Source organism: Streptomyces sp. 3N207 (assembly GCF_052246355.1).
GTDB lineage: Bacteria > Actinomycetota > Actinomycetes > Streptomycetales > Streptomycetaceae > Streptomyces.
Window position 1 is genome coordinate 1 of sequence record NZ_JBQQBV010000003.1, and the last position, 17,703, is coordinate 17,703.

Genomic DNA, 17,703 nt, shown 5'->3' on the forward strand with positions numbered 1-17,703 from the left:
GTAATCTTTTTCAAAGGAACCTCAACCCGCCGACACAATTACTGTCCGACAGGCCGGGGTATCAACATATCTGGCGTTGACTTTTGGCACGCTGTTGAGTTCTCAAGGAACGGACGCTTCCTTCGAAACCGTCTCACCGGCTTCTCCGGACGTTTGCCCTTTCGGTGTTTCCAACCTTACCAGAATCCTTTTCCAGCTCGTTTCCGAGCTGATTTCGGATTCCTGGCAATCGATCGCCCCCAGGCAGTAGAGCGCCCGGGTTCCCGATGCGGTGGAGATGTAAACGTACTGGAGCGGGGCGCCTGGAGGCAAATCGAGGCGCCCCGCTCACCCGCGGGCCCTCGCAGGGGCCCTGACGGGGGGTCAGACCTCGACGACCACCGGGAGGATCATCGGGCGTCGGCGGTAGGTGTCCGAGACCCACTTGCCGACCGTGCGGCGCACCAGCTGCTGGAGCTGGTGGGTCTCCGCGACGCCGTCCTGCGCGGACTTGGCGAGTGCCTCGTCGATCTTCGGGAGGACCGCGGCGAAGTCGGCCTCGTCGATCCCGGAGCCCCGGGACTGGAGGTGGGGTCCGCCCACGATCTTGCCGGTGGTGCTGTCGACCACGACGAAGATGGAGATGATGCCCTCGTCGCCGAGGATGCGGCGGTCCTTGAGGGAGGACTCGGTGACGTCACCGACCGAGAGGCCGTCGACGTAGACGTAGCCCGCCTGGACCTTGCCGGTGATCTTGGCTTTACCGTCGAGGAGATCGACGACGACGCCGTCTTCGGCGATCACGATGCGGTCGTGGGGCACGCCGGTCGCCGCACCCAGCTCCGCGTTGGCGCGCAGGTGGCGCCATTCGCCGTGGACCGGCATCAGATTCCTGGGCTGGCAGATGTTGTAGAAGTACAGCAGCTCGCCCGCGGAGGCGTGCCCGGAGACATGGACCTTGGCGTTGCCCTTGTGGACGACGTTGGCTCCCCAGCGGGTCAGGCCGTTGATCACGCGGTAGACGGCGTTCTCGTTGCCCGGGATGAGGGACGAGGCCAGGATCACCGTGTCGCCCTGGACGATACGGATCTGGTGGTCGCGGTTGGCCATCCGGGAGAGGGCGGCCATGGGCTCGCCCTGGGAGCCGGTGCAGACCAGCACGACCTCGTCGTCCGGCAGATCGTCGAGCGTCTTGACGTCGACGACGAGGCCGGCCGGGACCTGGAGGTAGCCGAGGTCACGGGCGATGCCCATGTTGCGGACCATGGAACGGCCGACGAAGGCGACCCGGCGGCCGTGTTCGTGGGCGGCGTCCAGGATCTGCTGGATGCGGTGCACATGGCTGGCGAAGCTGGCGACGATGATCCGCTTCTGGGCGCTGGAGAAGACCTGGCGCAGCACCGAGGAGATCTCGCGCTCGGGCGGCACGAAGCCGGGGACCTCGGCGTTGGTCGAGTCGCTCAGCAGCAGGTCGATGCCCTCTTCACCGAGGCGGGCGAAGGCCCGCAGGTCGGTGAGGCGGCCGTCCATCGGCAGCTGGTCCATCTTGAAGTCGCCGGTGTGGACGACCATGCCCGCAGGGGTGCGGATCGCGACGGCGAGAGCGTCGGGGATGGAGTGGTTGACCGCGAGGAACTCGCAGTCGAAGGGGCCGATGCGCTCGAGGTGCCCTTCCTCGACCTCGAGGGTGTAGGGCCGGATGCGGTGCTCCTGGAGCTTGGCCTCGATCAGGGCGAGGGTCAGCTTGGAGCCGATCAGCGGGATGTCGGCCTTCTCCCGCAGCAGATAGGGGACGCCACCGATGTGGTCCTCGTGCCCGTGGGTGAGGACGATGCCGTCGATGTCGTCGAGGCGGTCCCTCAGACAGGTGAAGTCGGGGAGGATCAGGTCGATGCCGGGCTGTTCCTCCTCGGGGAAGAGGACGCCGCAGTCGACGATCAGAAGCCTGCCGCCGTATTCGAAGACGGTCATATTGCGACCGATCTCGCCGAGGCCACCCAGAGGGGTGACGCGGAGGCCACCCTCGGGGAGCTTCGGCGGTGGGCCAAGCTCGGGATGCGGATGACTCAAAAGACACTCCTTACCGCGCGCGCCACGCACCCGCCTGGGCACGTGGCGCGCGATATTCATGATGCGCACGCAGACGCACGTGTCGTCCGTACGTGTCGTGCTTGTTCCGAAGGGTCATGCACTGTCGTGCACTGTTGCCGTTGTCCGGCGGTATGCAGTTGTGAAGTCTGGGACTTACAGATGTACCCCGCCGTGGGCGAGATCGTGCTTGAGCTGCTCCAGCTCCTCGGGGGACAGCTCGACCAGCGGAAGGCGCAGCGGCCCTGCCGGGAGGCTCAGGCGGGTGAGCGCGGCCTTGGTGGTGATGACGCCCTGGGTGCGGAACATGCCGGTGAAGACCGGGAGCAGCTTCTGGTGGATCTCGGTCGCCTTGGCGACGTCGCCGCTCAGGTGCGCCTCCAGCAGGGCGCGCAGCTCGGGTGTGACGACGTGGCCGACCACGGAGACGAAGCCGATGGCACCGACGGACAGCAGCGGGAGGTTGAGCATGTCGTCGCCGCTGTACCAGGCGAGGCCGCTGGTCGCGATGGCCCAGCTCGCGCGGCCGAGGTCGCCCTTGGCGTCCTTGTTGGCGACGATGCGCGGGTGCTCGGCGAGACGGACGATCGTCTCGGTGTTGATCGGGACCCCGCTGCGGCCCGGGATGTCGTAGAGCATCACCGGAAGATCCGTGGCGTCGGCGATGGCGGTGAAGTGTCGGTACAGGCCCTCCTGCGGGGGCTTGCTGTAGTACGGCGTCACCGCGAGGAGGCCGTGCGCGCCGGCCTTCTCCGCACCGCGGGCCAGCTCGAGGCTGTGTGCCGTGTCGTTGGTGCCGGCCCCGGCGACGACATGCGCGCGATCTCCTACGGCCTCCACGACCGCCTTGACGAGCTGGGCTTTCTCCGCATCGGTGGTGGTCGGGGACTCGCCGGTGGTGCCGTTGACGACAAGGCCGTCGTTGCCGGCGTCCACCAGGTGGGCGGCGAGCTGCTGCGCGCCGTCGAGGTCGAGTGCGCCGTCCGCGGTGAACGGCGTGACCATCGCGGTCAGGACCCGCCCGAAGGGCGTCTGCGGTGTGGAGGTCGGAGCCATAGGGTCCACGCTACTCGCAGCGCACCCCGCGACGCTCCCCTGGGGCTGCCGAGGCGGCGCCGATCCGCTGCGGAATCCGCCGGGAAAGCGGTGGGGTGCCGGTATCGAGTGGGGCTGTGAAGAGGGGCCCCGGCACTGCCTGCTCGGGGGTTCAGGCAGTGCCGGGACCGCACAATCACCCTAAATGAACTTCTTCAAACGCCGCAATATGGACACCTCCCGCACCCTGCTGACCGGTGGCTAGCGGGCGCGGGACGGGTGAGGCCGCATCTCTCCGGGGCAGCGGCGCCCGCGGTGCCCGCCGCCTCGCCGGGGTGAGCGTCAGGGCGCGATGCGGCCGTTGGCGTTGAACGCGGCGTGGGTCAGCGGCATCAGCTTGGCCCACTGCTCCTCCATCAGCTCCCCCACCATCTCGATCTCGCGCTGCGGGAAGCTGGGCACCTTGGCCTGCTCGTGCTGGGTGCGCAGGCCGAGGAAGTGCATCAGGGAGCGGGCGTTGCAGGTGGCGTACATCGAGGAGTAGAGCCCCACCGGCAGCACGGCACGGGCGACCTCGCGGGCGACACCGGCTGCCAGCATCTCCTCATACGTCTCATACGCCTTCCGGTAGACGTCCGCCATGGAGCGGCTCGTCAGCTCGTGCTGTTCCTCGGTGCCCGGCACGAACTCGTACTTGCCCGGGCGGCCCTGCTGGACGAGCTTGCGGGATGCGTCCGGGATGTAGAAGACGGGTTGCAGCCGGCGGTAGCGGCCCGACTCCTCGTTGTAGGACCACCCCGCGCGGTGGCGGTGGAACTCCCGGAAGACGAAGAGCGGGGCGCTGATGAAGAACGTCATGGAGTTGTGCTCGAAGGGGCTGCCGTGGCGGTCCCGCATCAGGAAGTTGATCAGGCCCTTGGAGCGCTCCGGGTCCTTGGTCAGCTCCTCCAGGGACTGCTCGCCCGCGGTGGAGACCCGGGCGGCCCAGAGCACATCGGTGTCGGACGCGCTGTGCTTGACCAGCTCGACCGTCATATCGCTGCGGAAACTGGGGGCGGGCGAGGCGGGGGTTTCGGTCACCGGCTGGTCCTTCCACGTACATCTGCCAAAGCGGGGCCAGCCTAAGGGGAGGGACCGACAGCCGGACTCGACCGGGGACGATAGTCCGCTTTGATCATGCTTAACCGGACAAACGAGTCTCAGGGCGAAGAAACGCGACCCCGGTGACATACCCCTTGGTCCCGGTTGATATTTTTCACATGCGTCCGTCGACAGTGGGCACTCTGCCGCCGAGCCGGACGTTCACTCCATAACCAGCCCAGAACGATCACGCAGGAGCGCACCTTCATGTCCCGCCGCGGAGAGTCAGTACCGTTCGCCTTCATAGCTGAGGCCGACCGGTTCCGCAGCAATGTCACCCCGCCGCCCCCTGCCCGTCGCAGCTTCCGCCAGGTCGCAGGCAGCGCCCTGGTGGGGCTGACCGTCGTCGCCGGGCTCGTGGGATCGGTCCTGCTCGGACTGCCGGCACTCAGCGACAATCAGAGCCCGTCGCACGAGCCTCCGGCAGCGGCCGAGGGCCGCTGACCCCCTCACAGCCACCCCCGGGAACGACACCCGGGGGTGGCCGGGTCCATCCGGCCTCGCTAGTGTCACCGCTCACACCGCTGCGGCGAGCAGCCGCGGGTCAAGCCCCTGTCGTGAGCGAGCGAGGACCTTGCCGTGCCCCTGCCCTTTGTGACGGCCGACCGCGAAGACGCCGTGCATGCGGCCCAGTCGGTGACTCTCGCCGAGGCCGACCGTGATCTGTGGCGGCGCCCCTACCGCCCGGGCCCCTGGCGGGTCGGTGGCGGCGCGCTGCTGTTGCTTCTCGCGTCCTATGTGCTCTTCTCCGCGCTGATCATCGCCCTCGCCGGCGGGTTGCCGAGCGCGGCGATATGCGCCAGCTGCGGGGTGCTGCTGATAGCCCTCGCGGTGCGGCTGCTGCGCGCCGGGGTGTGGGTCAGTTCGTACGGGCTGCGGCAGGTCGGGCTGTTCCGTACGACCACACGGCGCTGGGCCGAGGTGGGCACCTTGCGCACGGTGCAGCGGCCCGTGCGGTGGCTGGGGCTGCCGCGTACGGTGCAGGGGCAGGCGCTGGTGCTGATGCCTGCGGGGCAGGCCGCTGGACAGCGCGGTGCTGCGGTTCCCGACGACGCTGAGCGGGCCCTGCTGACCAGCCACAACGCCGACTTTCTTTCCCGGCCGCCGGCTTTCGATCGCGCGGCCGATGTCATCGAGGGCTGGGCCGCCGAGTCGCGGTAGACGGAGAAACTTTACGTCTTACGGGTGCTTGCCGCGTGCAGGGTGATCGCGTGCTGCATCGCCTTACGGGCCCGGGGGGTGTCGCGGGCGTCGTGGTAGGCGACGGCGAGGCGGAACCAGGAGCGCCAGTCGTCCGGGTTCTCCTCCGTCTCGGCCTGGCGTCGCGCGAAAACCGCGTCCGCCGAGGCGCGGTCGATGCGCCCGGAGGGCGTGCGTTCGAGCTCGTCGACGGGCAGCCCGCCCTCCGCCTCCAACAGCCGCGCCAGCCGTCCGGCACGCCGCGCGAAGCGCGTGGTGTGCCACAGGAACCAGGCCCCGATGAAGGGCAGCACCAGCACGGCGATGCCGAACGGGACGGTGACGGCGGTGCCCTGCTCGATCAGCAGCACGCCCCGGCTGCCGACCAGGACGAAGTAGACGACCAGGACGGCGGCCAGGAGGAAGTAGGTGATCTTCGCGCGCATGCTGTTGTGCTCCGTCGGTGCCGTCAGTCCAGATCGAGGAAGTGTTCGAGGCCGAAGGTGAGCCCCGGGGTGCCGGGAACCTTGCGTACGCCCAGCAGGACGCCCGGCATGAACGAGCTGCGGTGCAGGGAGTCGTGGCGGATGGTGAGCGTCTCGGCCTCGTCGCCGAAGAGGACCTCCTGGTGCGCGACCAGGCCGCGCAGCCGTACGGCGTGCACGGGGACGCCGTCCACGTCGGCGCCCCGGGCGCCTTCCAGCGACGTGGTGGTGGCGTCCGGCTGGGCGGGCAGTTCGGCCGCCTCGCGAGCCTCGGCGATGAGCTGGGCGGTGCGGACGGCGGTGCCGCTGGGGGCGTCGACCTTGCCGGGGTGGTGCAGCTCGACGACCTCGACGGACTCGAAGAAGCGGGCCGCCTGCTGCGCGAAGCGCATCGTCAGCACGGCGCCGATACCGAAGTTGGGGGCGATGAGCACGCCGGTGCCGGGCGACTCGGCGAGCTGGGCGCGTACGGTCGCCAGCCGCTCGTCCGTCCAGCCGGTGGTGCCGACGACGGCGTGAATGCCGTTGGCCAGGCAGAACTCCAGGTTGCCCAGGACGGCGTCCGGGCGGGTGAGGTCGACGGCGACCTGGGCGCCCGCCTCGGTCAGCGTGGCGAGCGGGTCGCCGCTGCCGAGGGCCGCGACCAGCTCCATGTCGTCGGCACCCTCGACGGCCCGTACGGCCTCGGAGCCCATCCGGCCCTTCGCGCCGAGGACGGCTACCCGCAGCTTGCTCATTGTGCGCGTTCCTTACGTGTGAGAGAGGGGGAGGTGCCGGGGAGCGTCAGGCTCAGGCCACGGCCTCGTGCAGATGGGCGGTCTGGCGGTCGGTGAGCCGCCCGATGGCGGCCACCGAGGGGCGCCGGTCCAGCACGTCGCGGGCCACCTCGCGGACATCGTCGGGGGTGACCGCGGCGATCTTGGCAAGCATGTCGTCCGTGGACATCTGCTCGCCCCAGCACAGCTCGCTCTTGCCGACGCGGTGCATCAGCGCTCCGGTGTCCTCCAGGCCGAGCACCGTGGAGCCGGAGAGCTGTCCGACAGCGCGGCGCACCTCGTCGTCGCTCAGCCCGTGCCGCGCGACGCTGTCGAGCTCCTCGCGGCAGATCTTGAGTACGTCGGGCACCTGGCTGGGACGGCAGCCCACATAGACGCCGAAGAGGCCGCAGTCCGCGTAGCTGGAGGTGTAGGCGTAGGTGCTGTAGGCCAGGCCGCGCCGCTCGCGGATCTCCTGGAAGAGCCGGGAACTCATGCCGCCGCCGAGCGCGGTGCTGAGCACCGCGAGTGGCCAGCGGCGCTCGTCGTGCCGGGAGACGCCGGGCAGGCCGAGCACCAGGTGGGCCTGCTCGGTCGGCCGGTCGAGGAAGTCGACGTGGCCACCGCTGCGCAGCGTACGGCTGCCCGAACGCGGCCCGACCGGATCGGCACCGGCCGTACGCTCCAGGGCGCCGGCACGGTCGAACGCGGCCCGCACCTGCCGTACGACCTTCTCGTGGGAGAGGTTCCCGGCGGCGGCGACCACCAGCCGGGTGGGGTCGTAGTGCTTCCTGTAGAAGCGGGCCACCTGGTCGCGGGTCAGTGCGTTGACGGTGTCGACGGTGCCCAGCACGGGGCGGCCGAGCGGGGTGTCGCCGAACATGGTGTGCGCGAACAGATCGTGGACGCAGTCGCTCGCGTCGTCCTCCGTCATCGCGATCTCTTCGAGGATGACGCCGCGCTCGGACTCGACCTCGGCCGGGTCGATCACGGAGCTGGTGAGCATGTCGGAGACGACATCGATGGCCAGCGGCAGATCGGCGTCCAGGACCCGCGCGTAGTAGCAGGTGAACTCCTTGGTGGTGAAGGCGTTCATCTCGCCGCCCACCGCGTCCAGCGCCGCGGAGATCTCCAGGGCGCTGCGCCGCTCGGTGCCCTTGAAGAGCAGGTGCTCCAGATAGTGCGTGGCGCCGCCCAGCGCAGGTGTCTCGTCGCGGGAGCCGACGTGCGCCCAGATGCCGAACGTTGCGGAGCGGACCGTCGGCAGGGTCTCGGTGATCACCCGGAGCCCGCCGGGCAGCACGCTCCTGCGGACGGTACCCGCGCCGTTCTGCCCCGGGATCAGGGTCTGGGTACGGGTCTTTTCGCGGGTCTTGGTACGGGCGACGGCCCGCCCTGCCGGGATGGCGGGGCGGGCCGTCGTACGGAACGTACGCGTCACTTCGCGGTCTCGTCCTCGGTGTCGGGGGAGCCGGCCTCGGACGCTTCGGAGCCCGCCGCGGCGGAGCCACTGTCGGACTCGGCCTCGTCCAGGACGGGGATCAGCGAGAGCTTGCCGCGCTGGTCGATCTCGGCGATCTCGACCTGGACCTTCTGGCCCACGCCGACGACGTCCTCGACGTTCTCCACCCGCTTGCCGCCGGCCAGCTTGCGGATCTGCGAGATGTGCAGCAGACCGTCCTTGCCGGGCAGCAGCGAGACGAAGGCGCCGAAGGTGGTCGTCTTGACGACGGTGCCCAGGTAGCGCTCGCCGACCTCGGGCATCGTCGGGTTGGCGATGCCGTTGATGGTGGCACGCGCTGCCTCGGCGGCCGGGCCGTCGGCGGCACCGATGTAGATGGTGCCGTCGTCCTCGATGGTGATGTCGGCGCCGGTGTCCTCCTGGATCTGGTTGATCATCTTGCCCTTCGGGCCGATGACCTCACCGATCTTGTCCACCGGGATCTTCACCGTGATGATCCGCGGCGCATTCGGGGACATCTCGTCCGGGACCTCGATGGCCTCGGTCATCACGTCGAGAATGTGCAGCCGCGCGTCGCGGGCCTGCTTGAGGGCCGCGGCCAGCACGGAGGCCGGAATGCCGTCCAGCTTGGTGTCGAGCTGGAGCGCGGTGACGAACTGCTTGGTGCCGGCGACCTTGAAGTCCATGTCGCCGAACGCGTCCTCGGCGCCGAGGATGTCGGTCAGCGTCACATAGTGCGTCTCGCCCTCGATCTCCTGGGAGATCAGGCCCATGGCGATACCGGCGACCGGGGCCTTCAGCGGCACACCGGCGTTCAGCAGCGACATCGTGGAGGCGCAGACCGAACCCATGGACGTCGAGCCGTTGGAACCCAGCGCCTCGGAGACCTGCCGGATCGCGTACGGGAACTCCTCGCGGGTCGGCAGCACCGGGACCAGAGCGCGCTCGGCCAGCGCGCCGTGGCCGATCTCGCGGCGCTTGGGGGAGCCGACGCGGCCCGTCTCACCGGTGGAGTAGGGCGGGAAGTTGTAGTTGTGCATGTAGCGCTTGCGGGTCACCGGCGAGAGGGTGTCCAGCTGCTGCTCCATGCGGAGCATGTTCAGCGTGGTCACGCCCAGGATCTGGGTCTCGCCACGCTCGAACAGCGCCGAGCCGTGCACCCGCGGGATGGCCTCGACCTCGGCGGCCAGCGTACGGATGTCCGTGACGCCGCGGCCGTCGATGCGCTTCTTCTCCTTGATGACGCGCTCGCGCACCAGGGTCTTGGTCAGCGAGCGGTAGGCGGCGGAGATCTCCTTCTCGCGGCCCTCGAACTGCGGGAGCAGCTTCTCCGCTGCCAGCGCCTTGACGCGGTCCAGCTCGGTCTCGCGCTCCTGCTTGCCCCCGATGGTCAACGCCTGCGCGAGCTCGTCGCGGACAGCCTCGGTGAGGGCCTCCAGGACGTCGTCCTGGTAGTCCAGGAAGATCGGGAACTCGCCGGTGGGCTTGGCGGCCTTCGCTGCGAGGTCGGCCTGCGCCCTGCACAGCACCTTGATGAACGGCTTCGCGGCCTCCAGGCCGGCGGCCACGACCTCCTCGGTCGGTGCCTCGGCGCCGCCCTTGACCAGCTCGATGGTCTTCTCGGTGGCCTCGGCCTCGACCATCATCACGGCCACGTCACCGTCGGGCAGCACCCGGCCCGCGACGACCATGTCGAAGACGGCCTCATCCAGTTCGGTGTGGGTCGGGAAGGCGACCCACTGGCCCTTGATCAGAGCGACGCGGGTGGCGCCGATCGGGCCGGAGAAGGGCAGTCCCGCCAGCTGCGTGGAGCAGGAGGCGGCGTTGATGGCGACCACGTCGTAGAGGTGGTCGGGGTTGAGCGCCATGATCGTCTCGACGATCTGGATCTCGTTGCGCAGGCCCTTCTTGAACGAGGGGCGCAGCGGCCGGTCGATCAGCCGGCAGGTGAGGATCGCGTCCTCGGACGGGCGGCCCTCACGACGGAAGAAGGAGCCGGGGATCTTGCCCGCGGAGTACATCCGCTCCTCGACGTCGACCGTCAGGGGGAAGAAGTCCAGCTGGTCCTTGGGCTGCTTCGAGGCGGTGGTGGCCGACAGCACCATGGTGTCGTCGTCCAGGTAGGCCACGGCGGAACCGGCGGCCTGCTTGGCCAGCCGACCGGTCTCGAAACGGATGGTGCGGGTACCGAAGGAGCCGTTGTCGATGACGGCCTCGGCGTAGTGGGTCTCGTTCTCCACCAGGAAAATCTCCTCGTCTGCGTCCGCTGCTCGTTGTCGCGGCGGACTGTGTACTCAGGAGCGCTCCCGGTGCGGGCCGGTCTTCGATCGAAGCTCCCGGTGCCTCCGTGGGTTTTCCACGGGTCCGGGGGCCACTACCGAGGACCGGCGTCTCGGGTGCGCTCCCTTCTCATGCTGTCGGTGGTGTCTTACTGCTTTGTCTCGCGACTTCGTCTCGCGTGACAAGACTACAAAGCTTCTACGTTCCGCGAGATGCTGTCGTACTGCGATACAGCGAGCGGCCGTACTGCGATACGGCGAAGGGAGCGGCCCCCGGGTCCGGGAACCGCTCCCTCCGTCACGTTCTAGCGGGCGCCCGCCGCGCCGCGGCGGATGCCGAGGCGCTCGACAAGCGCACGGAAGCGCTGGATGTCCTTCTTCGCCAGGTACTGCAGCAGGCGGCGACGCTGGCCGACCAGCAGCAGCAGACCACGGCGCGAGTGGTGGTCGTGCTTGTGGGTCTTCAGGTGCTCGGTCAGGTCGCTGATGCGACGGGAGAGCAGCGCCACCTGGACCTCGGGGGAGCCGGTGTCACCCTCCTTGGTGGCGAACTCGGAGATGATCTGCTTCTTCGTCGCGGCGTCGAGAGACGACACTCGTACTCCTCGGGGTTCTGGCCGCCGAGCGCCCCTGGTCTGCTTCACAGGGGAGTCTTCGATACTCGGAAGGCCGGTACAGGGTATCAGTGGCTAGCTGGTGAGACTGCGGGCCGCCGAGTAGACGTTCATCACCGCGAGGCACAGCGGTACCAGCGTGAGCAGGACGAACGTCTCCAGGATCTCCACGAACCGGCCCCAGAAGGGGGTCACGCCCTTGCTCGGAACGGCCAGCCCGATGGCGACGGCAAGCACCGCGGCACCGGCGAGCGCGGCGCTCAGCCACACGGTGCGCAGCGCGTCACCGCCGACGGGAAAGTCCACCGCCAGCCCGGCGCCGAGCAGCAGCAGCGCCGCGAGACCGGCGATCAGGGAGCTGCTGACCTGCGAGGTGTAGCGGAAGAGGCGGGCGCGCAGCAGCATCGCGATGCCGGTGGCGAGGGCGAGCAGCTGCCCCCAGCCGGACGCGGAGAAGCTGAGCACCGCCGCGGAGACGACGACCACGGCGGCGCAGCCGCCGACCAGACCGACCAGCAGCTCGTGACCGCGCCGCGCCTGCGCCGCGATCCGCTCGGCGTCGATCGGCCCCTGGGTCTCCGGGGCCGCGTCCGGGTCGGCGTCGTAGTCGCTCATCTGGGTGCGGGTGGCCTCGAAGCCGATCGGCAGCCGCGCGAAGCGGGTCGAGAGCCCCGGCAGGAACGCGAGCACACCGACGGCGACGGGCGCGCAGATCGCGGCCGTCTCCACCGGGGGCAGGTCGGACACGATCGCGATGAAGGTGATCAGGGTGCCGATGGTCGAGGTGAAGGCGGCGGCGACGAACGGGCCGTCCCCGTTGGGAGTGAGCGCGATCAGGATGGCGGAGGCCAGCAGCACGGCCACACAGCCGAGCAGGAACTGGAGCCTGCCGATGCCCAGCCCCTCTTCCAGAGGCAGCAGGCCGCTGCCCGCCACCATCAGATGTGGCATGGCCGCCAGGCCGAACGTGACGGCGGTGGGCCGGTCGTCGTAGACGCGGGCCCGTACGGCGGACAGCGCCAGCAGCAGCACACCGGTGACGGCCGCCAGAACGCCCGCCAGTCCGTGCATATCGTGCCGGGCCGGGTCGGAGAACCACAGCACGACCGCCATCAGCGCGAGCAGCACTCCGCCGCCGATCAGCCCGGCGGCGCGCATCATGCCGTCGCCCCACAGCCGGCGGTCACGGGTGACGGCGGAGGCGACCGCGTCGGAGACGTCGTCGAAGACGGCGGGCGGCAGCGACTCGGCGAACGGGCGCAGGCTGAGCACCTCGCCGTCGAGGATGCGCTGGGCCGCGAACGAGCGGGAGCTGTCCAGGACTGTGCCGTCACGGCGCACCAGGTGGTAGCCGACGGGCGCACCCGGCGCCGGGCTCTGGCCGGAGAGCCGCAGGATCTCGGGGTAGAGGTCGGCGACCGGGATGTCCTCGGGGAGCGCGACGTCGATCCGGCTGTCGGGCGCGACGATGGTCACCCGGCTGAAGCCGGTGTCCAGGGCCGGCCCGGCAGCCCGGCCGGACGGACCGGCCGCACCTCGGGCACCGCCGGAGCCCGGCTGCCCACCGGATCCGGTGGCCGCGGCGGAAGCCGTCGTACTCACCTGTGTGTTCCCCCTCGAAGAGCCTGCAGGGCGGCTGCCACGGTCACGGCGGCAGCGCGCGACACCCTACCGCTCCCGGTCAACTCACTGTGCCACTAGGATCGCCAGCCGCGGAGGGGGACCGTCCAGGAGGGCCGTCACCACGGGGGGGTGCCCGCACCGAACCGTTCCTTCCGCTCAGGGACTCAGGGAACCTAGATGCAGGGAACCTAAGGGAACGCAAGGGAAATTGGTGCGCGAGTGACCCAGATCGTCGTCAAGCGTCCGCCTCGGGCGTTGCCTCCCGAAGTGCCCGGCGAGGAACTCCGGCTGGAACCGCCGCCCGAGCTGCCCAAGGGGCAGCAGGAGGGCATGTGGATGCAGGTTCTGCCGATGCTCGGCATGGGCGGCTCCAGCGTGTACTTCCTCATGCCCGGCATGAACTCCCACCCGATGATGAAGATCATGGGTGTCCTGATGCTGTTCTCGACGCTCGCCATGGTCATCGCCATGATCGTTCGGATGCGCCGGGGCACCCAGGGGGAGATGGCACAGTCGCGGCGCGACTACCTCAAGTACCTGGCACAGACCCGTCGCGCGGTCCGCAAGACGGCGCTCAAGCAGCGGGACGCCCAGTTCTATCTGCACCCCGCGCCCGACCAGCTGTGGTCCCTGGTGGCCGAGGGCAGCAGGGTGTGGGAGCGGCGCCCCTCCGACGTGGACTTCGGGCAGGTGCGCGTCGGACTCGGCGTACAGCAGCTGGCCACCCCGCTGATCAGCCCGGACACGGCGCCGGTCGACGAGCTTGAGCCGCTCACGGTCGGCGCGATGCATCAGTTCATCAACACCCACGCCACCGTCGACGGGCTGCCCATGGCCGTGTCGCTGCGGGCCTTCTACCACATGACCGTCAGCGGCGACCCCGACTCGGTGTACGCCTCGGCACGCGCCCTGCTGTGCTCGCTCGCCGCGATGCACTCCCCCGAGGATCTGGTGATCGCCGTCGCCGCGGGCCGCGAGTCCTACGGCGCCTGGGACTGGGCCAAGTGGCTGCCGCACGCGCAGGCCAGGGACCAGGCCGACGGCGCGGGGACACGACGCCTGGTCGTCGGTGACACGATCGAGATGGAGGAGCTGCTGGCCGCCCGGCTGGAGGGACGGCCGCGGTTCAGCTCCGCCGCCGAGCCGGTCATGGAACAGCCGCACATCGTCGTCGTCCTGGACGGCACCTCGGTGCTGCCCAACTCGCTGCTGGCCGCACCGGAGGGGCTGCAGGGCGTCACCATCGTCGAGATCGTCCCCGGCGACATCGACGTGGCTCGCGGCGGTCTTTCGGTCGTCGTCGACCGGCGGGCCCTGCGCCTGGAGTCGGGTCAGGGCATGGTCTACGAGGGAACCCCGGACGCCCTCTCCTACGAGGCGGCCGAGGCGGTGGCCCGGCAGCTCGCACCGCTGCGGGTCGGCTCCGGCGACGACGGCGACGAACCGCTGCTGGCCAAGCTGGAGTTCACCGACCTGCTCGCCCTGGGCGACGCCGCCTCGGTGGACGTCTCCCGCACCTGGCGGCCGCGCTCGCAGGCCGAGCGGCTGCGGGTGCCCATCGGTGTGGGCGAGGACGGCCAGCCGGTGATGCTCGACCTCAAGGAGGCGGCGCAGGACGGTATGGGCCCGCACGGGCTGTGCGTGGGCGCGACCGGTTCCGGTAAGTCGGAGCTGCTGCGCACCCTGGTGCTCGGCCTGGCCGTCACCCACTCCTCCGAGACGCTGAACTTCGTTCTCGCGGACTTCAAGGGTGGTGCGACCTTCGCCGGTATGGCGCACATGCCGCACGTCGCCGCCGTGATCACCAACCTCGCCGACGATCTGACCCTCGTCGACCGGATGGGCGACTCGATCCGCGGCGAGCTCAACCGGCGCCAGGAGATGCTGCGCGACGCGGGCAACTACGCCAACATCCACGACTACGAGAAGGCCCGTGCGGCCGGCGCCCCGCTCTCCCCCATCCCGTCACTCGTCCTGGTCATCGACGAGTTCAGCGAGCTGCTCACCGCCAAGCCGGACTTCATCGACATGTTCATCCAGATCGGCCGCATCGGGCGATCGCTGGGTGTGCATCTGCTGCTGGCCTCGCAGCGGCTGGAGGAAGGCCGGCTGCGGGGGCTGGAGACCTATCTCTCCTACCGGGTCGGTCTGCGGACCTTCTCCGCCGCCGAGTCCCGCGCGGCGCTGGGCGTGCCCGACGCCTACCATCTGCCCTCGGTGCCCGGTTCCGGCTACCTCAAGTTCGGCACCGACGAAATGACCCGCTTCAAGGCGGCGTACGTCTCCGGCGTCTACCGCGCGGGCAGCGACGACCTGCCGACCGGCCCGCTGGCCCCCAACCGGCGTCCCGTCCTGTTCACCGCCGCCGAGGTGCCCGTGCAGCGGCCCGACCCGGACGCGGCCCCCGTGCCCGCGCAGCCCGTCACCGGCGCCGACGACGACGCACTCGCCGACACCGTGCTGGACGTGGTCGTACGGCGCCTGGAAGGCCAGGGCACACCGGCGCACCAGGTATGGCTGCCCCCGCTGGACAGCGCCTCACCGCTGGACGAGCTGCTGCCGCCGCTCAGCCCCGTGGAGGGCCGTGGCCTGACCGCCGCCGACTACCCGCGGCAGGGGCAGCTGGTCGTCCCGGTCGGACTGGTGGACAAGCCGTTCGAACAGCGGCGCGATCCGCTGTACCTGGACTTCGCCGGCGCCGCGGGCCATATGCTGGTCGTCGGCGGCCCGCAGTCCGGCAAGTCCACCCTGATGCGGACCCTGATCTCCTCGTTCGCGCTCACCCACACCCCGGCCGAAGTGCAGTTCTACGGACTCGACTTCGGTGGTGGCGGCATGTCGTCCATCGCCGGACTGCCGCACGTGGGCGGTATCGCCTCCCGCCTCGACCCCGAACGGGTACGCCGTACGGTCGCCGAGGTCTACGGCATCCTCAACCGCCGCGAGGAGTACTTCCGCGCCAACAACATCGACTCCATCTCGACCTACCGCAGGCGGCGCGCCCGCGGTGAGATCACCGACCAGCCGTGGGGCGACGTCTTCCTTGTCATCGACGGCTGGGGCAACTTCCGCAACGACTACGAGGGCCTGGGCGACATCGTCAACGACATCGCGGCCCGCGGTCTGGGCTACGGCGTCCACCTGGCCATCACCGCCTCCCGCAACATGGAGGTGCGGGCGGCTCTGAAGGACCTGCTGATGAACCGGCTGGAGCTGCGGCTCGGCGACACGATGGACTCCGAGTTCAACCGCAAGGTCGCCGCGAACGTCCCGCCGGGCGTGCCCGGACGGGGCCAGACGATGGACGCGCTGCACTTCATGGCCGGCGTCCCGCGCATCGACGGCATCGGCTCCGACGACGAACTCGCCGACGCCGGCGCCGAGATGTGCAACACCGTCAGCGCCCACTGGCAGGGTGACCGCGCGCCGCAGGTGCGGCTGCTGCCCCGCGAGCTCCCGGCCGCCCGACTTCCCGGAGGCAGCGCGCACCCCGAACGCGGCGTCGCCTTCGCCATCGACGAGAACAATCTGGAGCCGGTCTTCGTCGACTTCGAGACCGACCCGTTCTTCCTCGTCTTCGGTGAGAGCGAGTCCGGCAAGACCGCGCTGCTGCGGCTGCTCGTCAAGCAGATCACCGAGCGGTACTCGGGCGACGAGGCGAAGATCGTCGTCGGCGACTACCGGCGCTCGCTGCTCGGCGCCATCCCGGACAGCCATCTGCTGGAGTACGCGCCGATGTCCAACACGATGGAGACGCATATGAACGCGCTCCGCGATCTGATGGACCGGCGCGCTCCGTCCTCCGACGTCACGCCGCAGCAACTCCGTGACCGCAGCTGGTGGACGGGCCCGCAGATCTTCATCGTCGTCGACGACTACGAGCTGGTGGCCACCTCCAGCGGCAACCCGCTGGCCGTCCTCGCCGAGCACCTGCCCTTCTCCCGCGATGTGGGTGTCCGCTTCCTCATCGCCCGCAGCTCCGCCGGCGCCTCCCGGTCGATGTTCGAGTCCTTCATGACCCGCATCAAGGAGCTCGGCGCCCAGGGCCTCATCCTCTCCGGCGACCCCAACGAAGGCGATCTGCTCGGCAACGTCCGCCCCCGGCCCATGCCCCCCGGCCGCGGCTTCTTCGTCTCCCGCAAGCGGGGAACCCCGCTGGTGCAGTTGGGCTGGATGCCGGACGAGAGCTGAGCCGGGGCCTGCTCACCGGACGCGGTGCATGGTTGCGCCGCGTCCACGTAGGCTGACACTCCGAAGCCGGAGGCCCGAGGAAGGAGAACTGCTGTGGGTACTCAGCAGGAAAAGGAAGAGCTGTACGCCATGGACATCTCCGACGCGGTATGGGAGAGCGCCCCCGGCAGCCCGGAGGACGAACGCGTCGAGATCGCCCACCTCCCCGGCGGCGCCGTCGCCATGCGCAACTCGAAAGAGCCGGACGTGGTGCTGCGGTACACGGCGGCCGAGTGGGAGGCGTTTGTACTGGGGGCGCGGGACGGGGAATTCGACCTGGAGCCGATGCCGCACAATGGGGGGCAGCCCCAGCAATAGTTCCTGTGCGGCTGTACTTCCACTGTATTTTTTGGCTGAGAAAACACTGAGGGTGGGTTTCCGCGGAAACCCACCCTCAGGGCGTGAAGGATTCTGACCCGTTCCTGATCGTCAGATCTTGCCGTGGTCCTGGAACCACTTTGCAGACTTCATGTCCGTGGACTGGTAGCCGTCCTTGCTCAGCCGCACGGCCTGGGCGATCTGCATCAGGTTGAGGTGGACAGCGGAGACCTCGGTCTCCCACTTCTTCATCGTCGCCTGATAGGCAGTCTTCGCCTCGCCCTCCCACACCGCGGAGATCTCCCTGACCTCGCGCTCGATGTCGTCGAGGTCGCCCTTCAGATTCTTCGCCTGCTTATCGATGGCATCAGCCGCAGTGTCCAGGCTGGCATAACTTACCTTCAGCCCTTCCTCATACGTGTTCGGGTTCGGCATTACCCTTCCTCCCTGAGATGATTTTGTACCGTCCGTGAACGCCGCCGGTGCGGCCCCTCATCCCACGAGCGGTTGAAAGAA

At 69.4% G+C, this 17,703-nt stretch carries 14 protein-coding genes; 4 read left to right on the plus strand and 10 right to left on the minus strand.

Annotation, left to right across the window (positions count from 1 at the left end):
- Nucleotides 1–363 precede the first annotated feature (363 nt).
- From ACTWP9_RS05560 to thyX, 3 genes are all read right to left on the minus strand, one after another.
- Nucleotides 364–2,049, minus strand: a complete 1,686-nt coding sequence (locus ACTWP9_RS05560; RefSeq protein ID WP_443244851.1) for a ribonuclease J — start codon at nt 2,047–2,049, stop codon at nt 364–366.
- Nucleotides 2,050–2,223: 174 nt separating this feature from the next.
- Nucleotides 2,224–3,123: a 4-hydroxy-tetrahydrodipicolinate synthase gene (gene dapA, locus ACTWP9_RS05565; protein WP_443244852.1), complete on the minus strand. Its 900-nt coding sequence runs from the start codon at nt 3,121–3,123 to the stop codon at nt 2,224–2,226.
- A 321-nt stretch (nt 3,124–3,444) separates the two neighbouring features.
- The gene (thyX, locus tag ACTWP9_RS05570) at nt 3,445–4,182 is read right to left on the minus strand and encodes an FAD-dependent thymidylate synthase (protein ID WP_443244853.1); all 738 of its coding nucleotides are present in this window, start codon (nt 4,180–4,182) and stop codon (nt 3,445–3,447) included.
- 267 nt (nt 4,183–4,449) lie between these two features.
- Here thyX and ACTWP9_RS05575 point away from each other — a divergent pair, with 267 nt between their 5' ends.
- On the plus strand, nt 4,450–4,686 hold the full coding sequence (locus ACTWP9_RS05575; protein ID WP_443244854.1) for a hypothetical protein: 237 nt from the start codon (nt 4,450–4,452) through the stop codon (nt 4,684–4,686).
- Nucleotides 4,687–4,821: 135 nt separating this feature from the next.
- The gene (locus ACTWP9_RS05580; RefSeq protein WP_443244855.1) at nt 4,822–5,403 is read left to right on the plus strand and encodes a hypothetical protein; all 582 of its coding nucleotides are present in this window, start codon (nt 4,822–4,824) and stop codon (nt 5,401–5,403) included.
- Nucleotides 5,404–5,414: 11 nt separating this feature from the next.
- Here the strand turns inward: ACTWP9_RS05580 and ACTWP9_RS05585 are convergent, their stop codons facing one another.
- The 6 genes from ACTWP9_RS05585 to eccD all read right to left on the minus strand — a co-directional run bounded on the left by ACTWP9_RS05585 (nt 5,415) and on the right by eccD (nt 12,618).
- Nucleotides 5,415–5,867, minus strand: a complete 453-nt coding sequence (locus ACTWP9_RS05585) for a hypothetical protein (protein ID WP_443244856.1) — start codon at nt 5,865–5,867, stop codon at nt 5,415–5,417.
- Between the two features lie 23 nt (nt 5,868–5,890).
- Nucleotides 5,891–6,643 (minus strand): 4-hydroxy-tetrahydrodipicolinate reductase, encoded by a 753-nt coding sequence (dapB, locus tag ACTWP9_RS05590; protein WP_443244857.1) that lies wholly within the window; start codon nt 6,641–6,643, stop codon nt 5,891–5,893.
- A gap of 52 nt (nt 6,644–6,695) precedes the next feature.
- The gene (locus ACTWP9_RS05595; protein ID WP_443244858.1) at nt 6,696–8,102 is read right to left on the minus strand and encodes a M16 family metallopeptidase; all 1,407 of its coding nucleotides are present in this window, start codon (nt 8,100–8,102) and stop codon (nt 6,696–6,698) included.
- Complete coding sequence (locus tag ACTWP9_RS05600; protein WP_443244859.1) at nt 8,099–10,363, minus strand: polyribonucleotide nucleotidyltransferase; 2,265 nt, start codon at nt 10,361–10,363, stop codon at nt 8,099–8,101. Before ACTWP9_RS05600 ends, ACTWP9_RS05595 begins: the two co-directional genes overlap by 4 nt.
- Before the next feature lie 344 nt (nt 10,364–10,707).
- Nucleotides 10,708–10,998 (minus strand): 30S ribosomal protein S15, encoded by a 291-nt coding sequence (gene rpsO, locus ACTWP9_RS05605; protein ID WP_016470189.1) that lies wholly within the window; start codon nt 10,996–10,998, stop codon nt 10,708–10,710.
- Nucleotides 10,999–11,091: 93 nt separating this feature from the next.
- Entirely contained in the window at nt 11,092–12,618 is a 1,527-nt protein-coding gene (eccD, locus tag ACTWP9_RS05610) for a type VII secretion integral membrane protein EccD (protein ID WP_443244860.1), read from the minus strand.
- Between the two features lie 240 nt (nt 12,619–12,858).
- On the opposite strand from eccD, the gene eccCa reads away from it, so the two are divergent.
- Together eccCa and ACTWP9_RS05620 are read left to right on the plus strand one after the other, a co-directional pair.
- On the plus strand, nt 12,859–16,830 hold the full coding sequence (gene eccCa / locus ACTWP9_RS05615; protein ID WP_443244861.1) for a type VII secretion protein EccCa: 3,972 nt from the start codon (nt 12,859–12,861) through the stop codon (nt 16,828–16,830).
- Nucleotides 16,831–16,923: 93 nt separating this feature from the next.
- Nucleotides 16,924–17,187, plus strand: coding sequence for a DUF397 domain-containing protein (locus ACTWP9_RS05620; protein ID WP_443244862.1), 264 nt, complete (start codon nt 16,924–16,926; stop codon nt 17,185–17,187).
- Between the two features lie 111 nt (nt 17,188–17,298).
- On the opposite strand, the gene ACTWP9_RS05625 is transcribed toward ACTWP9_RS05620, so the two are convergent.
- On the minus strand, nt 17,299–17,622 hold the full coding sequence (locus ACTWP9_RS05625) for a WXG100 family type VII secretion target (protein ID WP_443244863.1): 324 nt from the start codon (nt 17,620–17,622) through the stop codon (nt 17,299–17,301).
- Between the last annotated feature and the right edge of the window lie 81 nt (nt 17,623–17,703).